The organism is Chryseobacterium sp. CG10_8 (assembly GCF_058117085.1).
In genome coordinates, this window is the sequence record NZ_JBYVEB010000101.1 from 1 (window position 1) to 10,262 (window position 10,262).

Here is a 10,262-nt window from a genome sequence, read left to right on the forward strand (position 1 = left end):
AAAATTAATATCAAACTGATGTGTTTTTTCATGGTGTTTGTGTTTTTGGATGTTTTTTCTTCGAGTAGATTTTTCCTTAGTTTACTTCATAGGCTTTGCTGGTCTTATTTTATCTGAGTATCAATGAGGTTAAAATAAATATTTAGATTCCTTTAGTTTTAGTTAAAACTACTTGCAATTTTTTTCATATTCTCGGATAATTCCACCGTAAAAATTGACGTAAAATGTAAGCATTTTTTCACCCAAAAGACACTGCTTTCCATAACCGCTAAGCTTTCTTTCTTTTGCTTCTCCAAAAGCTGATTTTCTTGTATCTTTGGCTTGAGCTAAAATACTTTTCCTAAATTCTTTATCCTCTGATTGTTTTTTGTTGAGTTCGTCAAGGTATTGATTGAAGCTTTTACAATTATTACCTGCAAATTTTAGCGCTTCGAACATTTTATCATCTATCATTGTGAAATTAAAAATATTGAGTCGATCATAATCTACTGGTAAAATTCCGAATTCTGAATCTTGATTTCTTATGGCAACCTCAGTACTAACATACATGTATTGTCCACCATTGATGACAATTATTGACGAGGCATAGATTTTTATTTTCCCATCGTAAATCAAGGGGAGGAAATATTGAACTTGTTTTTCAACTAATTTTCCTTGAGTTGTAATTGCCTTTAGTTTTATACGTTCGTATCCAATGACTTCGCTTCCTGATTTGTCAAGGATTTTAACCGATTTAATATCAGTTCCTTTGATTTTTTCCTTTTTAGAATCTGGTGAGAATCTATATTCGAATTTGCCATAAGGAATGGAGATTCCTGGCATTTCTTCTTCCCCACTTGGAGTCTTAGGGACAATCAGGTAAGCTTTAAATGTAGAACCATCATTTTTTGTGAATTCTGCGTAACGCAATCCGTTTTTAACTTCCTGAGCAAGTACAAAGACGCAACATAGCAATCCAATAATTAATGATAGTTTTTTCATTTTTTAACTTATTAACTTCATAATTTCTAGAGCGACTTTCAAAGCTTCGGTTCCATCTTCCAGAGACACTTCTACTTCTTTGTTTTCGTTGATAGCGTCAGCAAAGGAATTAAGCTCATCCAAAATCGCATTGTTAGCGGTGATGTTAGGATATTCAAAAAGGATTTGGTTTCTTTCGCCTTCTGCATTTTCGATAATCATGTCAAAATTTGAAGGGTTTTCTGGAGCAGGTTTCATACGAATGACTTCTGCTTTTTTCTCCAAGAAATCAACCGAAATGTAGGCGTCTTTTTGGAAAAAACGAGATTTTCTCATCGCTTTCATGGAAATTCTGGAAGTTGTCAAATTCGCAACACATCCGTTTTCGAATTCGATTCTTGCGTTGGTGATATCTGGAGTTTTGGAAACCACACAAACACCAGAAGCGTGGATATTTTTAACTTTTGATTTGACCAAAGAAAGCAAGATGTCCAAATCATGAATCATCAAATCCAAAACTACCGAAACGTCCGTTCCTCTCGGATTGAATTCCGCCAAACGATGGATTTCGATGAACATTGGATTTTCAATAAAATCCTTTGAAGCAATGAAAGCAGGATTATATCTTTCAACGTGTCCCACTTGTGCTTTGATACCGTATTCACGACATTTGTACAAGATTTCTTCGGCTTGTTGAAGGGTCTGAGTTACTGGTTTTTCGATGAAGAAATGTTTTCTATTTTCGATAGCTTTCAAAGCGTAATCGTAGTGATATAATGTTGGAGTAACAATGTCCAGCATGTCAATCTGCGATAAAAGTTCATCAAAATTTTCGAAATATTTGTATCCTAGTTCGGCTTCTAATTTTTTTCCATTTTCTGCATCTGCATCATAAAAACCTACTAATTCATACTTTTCTGATTGGTTCAACAATCTCAAATGGATTTTTCCTAAATGTCCAGCTCCAACTAAACCTGCTTTTAACATTTTAATTTTTTTTAAAGTACGTAAAGATAGGAATTATGGGTATTTTATAAAAATTTTGTTTTTAGAAAGCATCGAAATATTATCCCATAATGTGAAAACCGCCATCCACATGTCGGATTTCGCCAGTTATTCTTGTTTCTTTTCGGAAAAGATGGACGATTTCATGAGCCAAATCTTCTGGAAGTGCATTTCCTAAAGGACTGATATTGTTCGCTCTTTCAACATCTTCAACTTTTAAGGTGGCATTTCCAGCTTTGCTTCCCATGTAAGGAGAAAATCGAATTGCGTTGGCTCTTATCCCGTATTTTTTTCCTAATTCGTAGGCCATTTCGATGGTCAACCTTTCCAATGCAGCTTTGGCAATACTCATGTTGATGTAAGGAAAAAATGAAACTTTTTCCGCCGCAATATAACTTAGCGAAACAATGGATGAACCATTTTGTAGAACACCATTAGAAAGTAACGCATGACAAAGCGTAATCAATGAAAACGCTGAAACATTCATGGTGTCATTAAACTCTGATGCGGTTACTTCCAACATCGGTTTTACGGACTTGTTTCTGATGGTTTTATCCATTGCTATCGCATGAAGAAAACCATTGAGCTCGATATTTTTATTTTTAAGGTCATTCGCAAGAAAACTTAGACTTTCTGGCAAAGTAGCGTCCAAAGGAGCAGTATAAACGTCATTTCCCAAAACTTTTTTGCAAGCATTTTCAAAATCGTCGTAATTTTTATTAAGGAAAGTAGCCGCTTTTTCGGAAAGGTCTTTGTGGAATGGAGTAACACCAAGGCCTGTACAGACTACTTTTCCATTGTTTTCTAATATTTTTTCGGCGGTTTTCATTGCTAACGAATTTTCATCTGCAATTCCTGTTATAAGAAAGGTAAGGTTATCTAGCATTTTTTTATTTTTTTTATTTTTAATGATGTTCGGTTAGACCAATTCTTATATCTAACATCTAATAAGTATGGCCTGACTTCTAATATCTAACATCTAGCATCTACACTTTATAGAGAGCCGTTCCCCAAGTCCAACCCGAGCCAACGGCAGCAAAAAGAAGAATGTCTCCATTTTCTAAATTTTTTGTTTTGAAAGTTTCGTCTAGTACAATGGGAATGGTTCCGCCAGAAGTATTGGCGTAACGGTCCATATTGGTCATTACCTTTTCAAAAGGGATGTTGGTTTTTCTTGCGGTTTCTTGAAGAATTCTGATGCTTGGTTGATGTGGAATTACCCAATCTACATCGTCGGAGGTCATGTTGTTGGCTTCTAAAATTTCATAGATGCTTTCTGGTAAAACTTTAGTCGCTGTGTTATAGACTTCTTTTCCGTTCATTTGGAAATAATGTAATTTTTCTTTCAAGGTTTCCTCGGATGCTGGAAGTTCGCAACCACCAGCTGGAATATTGAAATGAAATTTTCCTCTTCCATCTGCATGAAGTTTGAAATCAAAAAATCCTTTGTCTTCCGTGGTTGAAGTTAACAGAATGGCACCCGCTCCATCACCAAAAAAAACCGAATCTTTTCTTTCCCAATCGGTGATGGATGAAAAAACATCTGCGCCAATCACCAATACATTGTTGTACATGCCGGTTTCTATAAATTGACAACCAATTGCAATTCCGTAAAGTCCACCTGAGCAAACTGCAGAAATATCAAATGCAACAGCTTGATAAGCTTTCATTTTTTCTTGGACAAAGCAGGCTGTAGAAGGTGCTTGACGGTCTGGTGTTGATGTGGCAACAATAATCAAATCAATATCTTCTACCGATATGTTTGTTCCTTCCAACGCATTGAGCCCCGCTTTGCTAGCGAGGTCGCTCGTAAATTCGCCTTCAGCAATTCGCCTTTCTTTAATTCCTAAATTATTAAAAATCCATTCATCCGAAGAACCAACGGCTTCAAAAAAATCATTTTTTAAAATTTTTGGAGGTACATAAGAACCAGTGCTTTTTATATAAGCTCTTTTTTCAATTTTTGTCATGGTTAGTTTTTTGTGATTTTTTAATTTTTTTTCAATGATTAGTAAAAACTTGTTAAATCTATCAACGAGTTAGTAATAATTTTGTAAAATTAGAAGTTTTTATATTAATGAAGGTATTTATTTCGTGTTTAATTTGTTTTATATTTGAAAAATTGAATAAAAAATCAACGAGAATTACAAGGAAAAATGCAAGACACTTATCTTCATAAAGGAAAAAGGAAAATTTTAATTGATTATCTACGAGAAAAGATTGGGATTTCTGATGAGAATGTCCTACAAGCTATTAACGCCGTTCCTCGTCATCTTTTTATTGAAAGTATTTTTGAGGATTTTGCGTATGAAGATAGAGCGTTTCCTATTGCTGCGCATCAGACCATTTCTCATCCTTCTACTGTAGCAGAACAAACCGAACTTTTGCAGGTAAAACCCAAAGAAAAAATTTTGGAGATCGGTACCGGATGTGGATATCAAACTGCGGTTTTGGTAACGATGGATGCACTCGTCTACACGATTGAAAGGCAAAAAGATTTATTTAATTTTTCCGAAAAAAAATTGAAAGAACTTCATCTTCGACCCAAATTTCAGAGTTTTGGAGATGGTTTTGCTGGACTTCCCACTTTTGCACCCTTTGATAAGATTTTGGTGACTTGTGGCGCAGAAGTTCTTCCGACAGAATTATTGAAACAGCTTAAAGTAGGTGGTAAAATGGTTATTCCTTTGGGAAAAACGGACGAGCAGATTCTGTATCGCTTCACCAAAATTTCAGAAAAAGAATTCGAGAAGGAAGAATTTGGAGCGTATAAATTTGTTCCAATGCTGGGTGATACCAATCAGTAAGTTTCGCTAAATATTCGAAGGTATTTTGGATTTAAGCAAAGTCAACATTCTACAAATTATTAAGGTCGTATGATGTTCTTCAAAGGTCAATATTTTGTATCTTCGTCCCGTTTCAACAACCTATTTTTTTATTGAATTTAATTTAAATTTTTATGAGAATAATCGAATGTGTTCCCAATTTCAGTGAGGGAAGCGACATGAGTATCATTAATCAAATTACTGCAGAAATCGAAAGCGTAGAAGGGGTAAAACTTCTTAATGTAGACCCAGGAAAAGCGACCAACAGAACTGTTGTTACCTTTGCGGGAGAGCCAGAAGCGGTTATCGAAGCTGCATTTCGTTCTATCAAAAAAGCTGGCGAACTCATCGATATGAGCAGGCATTCTGGAGAGCATCCAAGAATGGGAGCTACGGATGTTTGTCCTTTGATTCCTTTATCGGGAATTACTTTGGAAGAAACCGCCGTTTTCGCTCAAAAATTAGCACAAAGAGTAGGAGAGGAATTACTCATTCCTACATACCTATATGAAGCAGCTCAACCAAAAGCAGAACGTAAGAATCTTTCTGTTATCCGCGCCGGAGAATATGAAGGTTTTTTCAAAAAAATACAGTTACCAGAATGGAAGCCGGACTTTGGCCCAGCCGAATTCGATGCTAAAAGAGGAGGAACGGTGATTGGTGCTCGTGATTTCTTGGTAGCTTATAATGTTAATCTTAATACAACATCAACAAGAAGAGCTAATGCAATTGCTTTTGATGTTCGTGAAGCAGGACGTGTTAAGACCAAGGATTTGAAACCAGTTAAAGACGAGAACGGAAATAATATTGTAATTCCTGGAAGTTTGAAGCATGTTAAAGCGATTGGTTGGTTTATTGAAGAGTACGGAATTGCTCAGATTTCAATGAATTTGACCAATATTAATGAAACGCCGATGCATATTGCATTTGATGAGGTTTGTACCAAAGCTAGTGAGCGAGGTATTAGAGTGACAGGAAGCGAATTGGTTGGTGTAATTCCGTTGAAAGCGATGTTAGATGCCGGAAAATATTTCCTACAGAAACAAAAAAGGTCGGTTGGAGTTTCAGAGAAAGAATTAATTAAAATCGCCATTAAATCTCTTGGATTAGATGAGTTGACGCCTTTCAAACCAGAGGAACGTATCATTGAGTATCTTTTGGCGAATCCTGAAGATTCTAAGTTGATTAGTATGACTTTGGCTGATTTTGCTGATGAAACATCAAGTGAAAGTCCAGCTCCAGGAGGTGGTTCTATTTCTGCTTATGTGGGAAGTTTGGGTGCCGCATTGGCTGGAATGGTTGCTAATCTTTCTTCGCACAAAAGAGGTTGGGACGACCGTTGGGAAGAGTTCAGTATTTGGGCAGAAAAAGCCGAAAATTCCAAAAATAAATTACTAAAATTAGTAGATGCAGATACCAAAGCATTTAACGAAATTATGAATGCTTTCGGACTTCCAAAATCGACTGATGAAGAGAAAAAGGCACGGAGTCAAGCGATTCAGGACGCAACAAAATTTGCGATAGAGATTCCATTCAAAGTGATGGAGACAGCTTTTGAAAGTATGGAAACCATTAGAGCAATGGCGGAAATAGGAAATCCAAATTCTGTTTCGGATGCAGGTGTTGGAGCTTTATGTGCAAGAGCGGCAGTAAGAGGCGCTTTCTTGAATGTCAAAATCAATTCGACGTCTTACAAAGACCAAGATTTTGTGAATGATATTTTAGCAAAGGGAGCGAAGATTGAAGCTGAAGCAGAGGAATTAGAGAACGAAATTATGCATATCGTTAACCAGAAGATTAACGAGTAAGGCAAAATTAAATTTATAATTAATTGTTGGAGTCCAAATTCCCTTTCTTTGAAGGATGGATTCTTAACGAAGTGAAGAAAACGGGTGGTTTAGAATTAAATTCACCCTTTTTCTTTTTTTGAAATCGAATTAAATCGCCTATTTCGATGCAAGACTTTGAAATAGTAGTCAAAAATGACTACCTTTAACCTACAAAAACTAAAAACATGGAAGACCATAATTCAAGAAAAGAGCAAGACGAGGAATTAATAAGAATGGACTATAATTCTTCGGAGGATATTTTTAATCGAGAAAAGAGCGTGTCAATGGATTCTAATGGAGAAATTCAAGAAGATGCGATTTCAAGTGATTCCATGGAAATGGATTTGGACGTTCCAGGTTCGGAGTTAGATAATTTGCAGGAGTTGATAGGAGAGGAAGATGAGGAAAATAATTATTGGAGCCTGAGTGACCAGGACGACCACGAGGAACAAAACGACGACATTATTCAATAAATTATAAAGCCTTGCAATTGCAGGGCTTTTTGATGTCATTTGGTTGAAGTCTTTCAATTTGAATATCTTTAGCAACTATTTTTTTAAATCTAAAGAAAAACTACAAATGACCCCTGAAATCCAAAAATACAACGATTCCCAATCAGAAAGTGACCGAAAAATTTGCAACACTTTAGCTGAAATAATTTCTGAAAACCTTCATGAAGCTGAAAATAAAATTTGGCACGCTCATCCAGTTTGGTTTTTGGATAGTAATCCAATTGTTGGCTATAGCAAACAAAAGAAAGGGATTCGATTGATGTTCTGGAGCGGAAAGTCTTTTAATGAAGAGGGACTAAATGTTTTAGGAGGAAAATTTCAAGATGCTTCTGTTTTTTATAACGATGTTTCTGAAATCAATGAAGAAGATTTAAAGCGATGGCTTTCTAAATCAATTAAGATTCAATGGGATTATAAGAACATTGTCAAAAGAAAAGGCGTGTTGGTTCGGTTAAAGTAATTGAACCATTTTTTTTGTTTCATATTCTCCTTTTTGAATATCTTTAAAAACTTAAAAATACTTTGAACATTTTACATTATAGACTAATAAAAATGACCTTTCAAAAACAAATCCAACAAGGAATTCCAACTGAATTACCACAGCCAAAAGCTTACGATAACAACATTAATCACGCACCAAAGCGCAAAGAAATTCTGAATGAAGAAGAAAAGAAATTAGCCCTCAAAAATGCGTTGCGCTATTTTGAACCGAAATTTCATACAGATTTAATTCCTGAATTCAAGAAAGAATTGGAGGATTTTGGAAGGATTTATATGTATCGTTTTCGTCCTGATTACGAAATTTTTGCGAGACCAATCGACGATTATCCCGGGAAATCTCAACAAGCGAAAGCAATTATGTTGATGATTCAGAATAATTTGAGTTATGCTGTCGCTCAACATCCCCACGAATTGATTACTTATGGTGGTAATGGAGCAGTTTTTTCCAATTGGGCGCAATATCTTTTGACGATGAAATATTTGTCGGAAATGACTGATGAACAGACTTTAGTGATGTATTCTGGTCATCCAATGGGATTGTTCCCGAGCCACAAAGATGCTCCAAGAGTGGTGGTAACGAACGGAATGATGATTCCTAATTATTCCAAACCCGATGATTGGGAGAAATTCAATGCATTGGGTGTAACGCAATATGGTCAAATGACGGCAGGAAGTTATATGTACATTGGTCCGCAAGGAATTGTTCACGGAACGACAATAACGGTTTTAAATGCTTTTAGAAAAATTAAAAAATCACCAAAAGGTGGTTTGTTTGTGACTTCAGGCTTGGGTGGAATGTCAGGAGCCCAACCAAAAGCAGGTAATATTGCAGGTTGCGTGACGGTTTGTGCAGAAGTGAATCCGAAAATTACCAAGATTCGTCACGACCAAAAATGGGTGGACGAAATCCACGAGAACCTCGATCAATTGGTAGAGAGAGTCAGAAAAGCTCAAACAAATGGCGAAACTGTTTCTTTGGCTTACCTTGGAAATGTGGTGGATGTTTGGGAGAAATTTGACCAAGAAAATTTAAGAATTGACATTGGTTCTGACCAAACTTCGCTTCATAATCCTTGGGCAGGAGGTTATTATCCTGCTGGAATTTCATTTGAGGATTCTAATAAAATGATGGCTGAAAACCCAGAATTATTTAAAGAAAAAGTTCAGGAAACGTTGAGAAGTCACGCTTCAGCGATTAATAAACATACTGCAAAAGGAACTTATTTCTTCGATTATGGTAACGCCTTTCTTTTAGAAGCAAGTAGAGCAGGAGCAGATGTGATGTCTGAAAATCCAACTTTAGGAAGAGAGTTCAAATACCCAAGTTATGTTCAAGATATTATGGGACCGATGTGTTTCGATTATGGATTTGGACCTTTTAGATGGGTTTGTGCAAGTGGAAAACCTGAAGATTTACAAAAAACAGATGAAATTGCTTCTGAAGTTTTGGAGGAATTGATGAAAAATTCACCTTCCGAAATTCAGCAACAAATGGCAGATAATATTCAGTGGATTAAAGGCGCACAAGAAAATAATTTGGTGGTTGGTTCTCAAGCCCGAATTCTTTATGCAGACGCAGAAGGTCGAATGAAAATTGCGGAAAAATTTAACCAAGCCATCAAAAATGGAGTCATTGGACCCGTTGTTTTGGGAAGAGACCATCACGATGTTTCAGGAACGGATTCGCCGTATCGAGAAACTTCTAATATCTACGATGGAAGCCGTTTTACAGCAGATATGGCGATTCATAATGTGATTGGTGATAGTTTCCGTGGTGCAACTTGGGTTTCTATTCACAATGGAGGTGGAGTTGGTTGGGGAGAAGTAATCAATGGTGGTTTCGGAATGTTATTGGACGGAACAGAAGATGCAGACAGAAGATTAAAATCAATGCTTTTTTGGGATGTCAACAACGGAATTTCCAGAAGAAGTTGGGCAAGGAACGAAGGTGCAATTTTCGCCATCAAACGTGCGATGGAAATCGAACCGAATTTGAAAGTAACGCTTCCGAATTTTGTGGATGAGGAGTTGTTATAAATTCCCCTCCTTTGGAGGGGTGTCCGTAGGACGGGGTGGTTATTTTAGAATAGCGGTTCAAGAATAATTATGAATAATAAAACTTTCCAAATCTTGCATCACTGATGCAAGTTTTTTTTTGACATCAATATCTGAAATGATAAAAACCTTTAATCCTAAGCTTTCAAAAAATTGAATTCTCATTATATCATATTCTTCCTTTTGTTCGTGACTTTTTCCGTCAATTTCTACAATCAAGCCTAAAGTTTTTACATAGAAGTCAACAATATAATTTCCAATAATTCTTTGACGGTCAAAATCAATTCCATGAAAACTTCGATTTCTAACCTGTTTCCAAAATAAGACTTCAGATAAAATTCCTGCTTTTCGCTTTTCTTTTGTTAAGGGAATTAAAGAAGGATTGTAGGGTAGATTTTCTACAAAATTTCGATAGATAGAAATACCTTCTATTTGAGTTAAAATTGCTCCTTCAGTCATTTGTTTTTTTATTTGAATTTACTCATTTTTAAACCACCCCGTCAAAATTTTTATCAAAATTTCGCCACCCCTCCAAAGGAGGGGAATTCTTGACTTCAGATTTTTTTAATAATTTT

10 protein-coding genes are annotated in these 10,262 nt (G+C 36.0%); 5 read left to right on the forward strand and 5 right to left on the reverse strand.

What is annotated here, in order from left to right; genetic code table 11:
* Positions 1-168 precede the first annotated feature (168 nt).
* The 4 genes from AC4AGG_RS13380 to AC4AGG_RS13395 form a co-directional block, all read right to left on the reverse strand.
* On the reverse strand, positions 169-981 hold the full coding sequence (locus tag AC4AGG_RS13380) for a hypothetical protein (protein ID WP_489772511.1): 813 nt from the start codon (positions 979-981) through the stop codon (positions 169-171).
* 3 nt (positions 982-984) lie between these two features.
* Positions 985-1,947 (reverse strand): Gfo/Idh/MocA family protein, encoded by a 963-nt coding sequence (locus tag AC4AGG_RS13385; protein WP_489772512.1) that lies wholly within the window; start codon positions 1,945-1,947, stop codon positions 985-987.
* A gap of 79 nt (positions 1,948-2,026) precedes the next feature.
* Positions 2,027-2,851 carry an SDR family oxidoreductase gene (locus AC4AGG_RS13390; RefSeq protein WP_489772513.1) on the reverse strand — a complete coding sequence of 275 codons (825 nt, stop codon included), beginning with the start codon at positions 2,849-2,851 and terminating at the stop codon, positions 2,027-2,029.
* Between the two features lie 100 nt (positions 2,852-2,951).
* Positions 2,952-3,935 carry a 3-oxoacyl-ACP synthase III family protein gene (locus AC4AGG_RS13395; protein WP_489772514.1) on the reverse strand — a complete coding sequence of 328 codons (984 nt, stop codon included), beginning with the start codon at positions 3,933-3,935 and terminating at the stop codon, positions 2,952-2,954.
* A gap of 186 nt (positions 3,936-4,121) precedes the next feature.
* Between AC4AGG_RS13395 and AC4AGG_RS13400 the strand changes: the two genes are divergently transcribed.
* The 5 genes from AC4AGG_RS13400 to hutU all read left to right on the forward strand — a co-directional run bounded on the left by AC4AGG_RS13400 (position 4,122) and on the right by hutU (position 9,669).
* Positions 4,122-4,772, forward strand: coding sequence for a protein-L-isoaspartate(D-aspartate) O-methyltransferase (locus tag AC4AGG_RS13400; RefSeq protein WP_489772515.1), 651 nt, complete (start codon positions 4,122-4,124; stop codon positions 4,770-4,772).
* A gap of 152 nt (positions 4,773-4,924) precedes the next feature.
* Positions 4,925-6,598 (forward strand): glutamate formimidoyltransferase, encoded by a 1,674-nt coding sequence (gene ftcD, locus AC4AGG_RS13405; RefSeq protein WP_489772516.1) that lies wholly within the window; start codon positions 4,925-4,927, stop codon positions 6,596-6,598.
* 206 nt (positions 6,599-6,804) lie between these two features.
* Positions 6,805-7,092 (forward strand): hypothetical protein, encoded by a 288-nt coding sequence (locus tag AC4AGG_RS13410; protein ID WP_489772517.1) that lies wholly within the window; start codon positions 6,805-6,807, stop codon positions 7,090-7,092.
* A 106-nt stretch (positions 7,093-7,198) separates the two neighbouring features.
* On the forward strand, positions 7,199-7,591 hold the full coding sequence (locus tag AC4AGG_RS13415; protein WP_489772518.1) for a DUF1801 domain-containing protein: 393 nt from the start codon (positions 7,199-7,201) through the stop codon (positions 7,589-7,591).
* A gap of 92 nt (positions 7,592-7,683) precedes the next feature.
* Positions 7,684-9,669 carry a urocanate hydratase gene (hutU, locus tag AC4AGG_RS13420; protein ID WP_489772519.1) on the forward strand — a complete coding sequence of 662 codons (1,986 nt, stop codon included), beginning with the start codon at positions 7,684-7,686 and terminating at the stop codon, positions 9,667-9,669.
* A 57-nt stretch (positions 9,670-9,726) separates the two neighbouring features.
* On the opposite strand, the gene AC4AGG_RS13425 is transcribed toward hutU, so the two are convergent.
* On the reverse strand, positions 9,727-10,146 hold the full coding sequence (locus AC4AGG_RS13425; RefSeq protein WP_489772520.1) for an endonuclease domain-containing protein: 420 nt from the start codon (positions 10,144-10,146) through the stop codon (positions 9,727-9,729).
* Between the last annotated feature and the right edge of the window lie 116 nt (positions 10,147-10,262).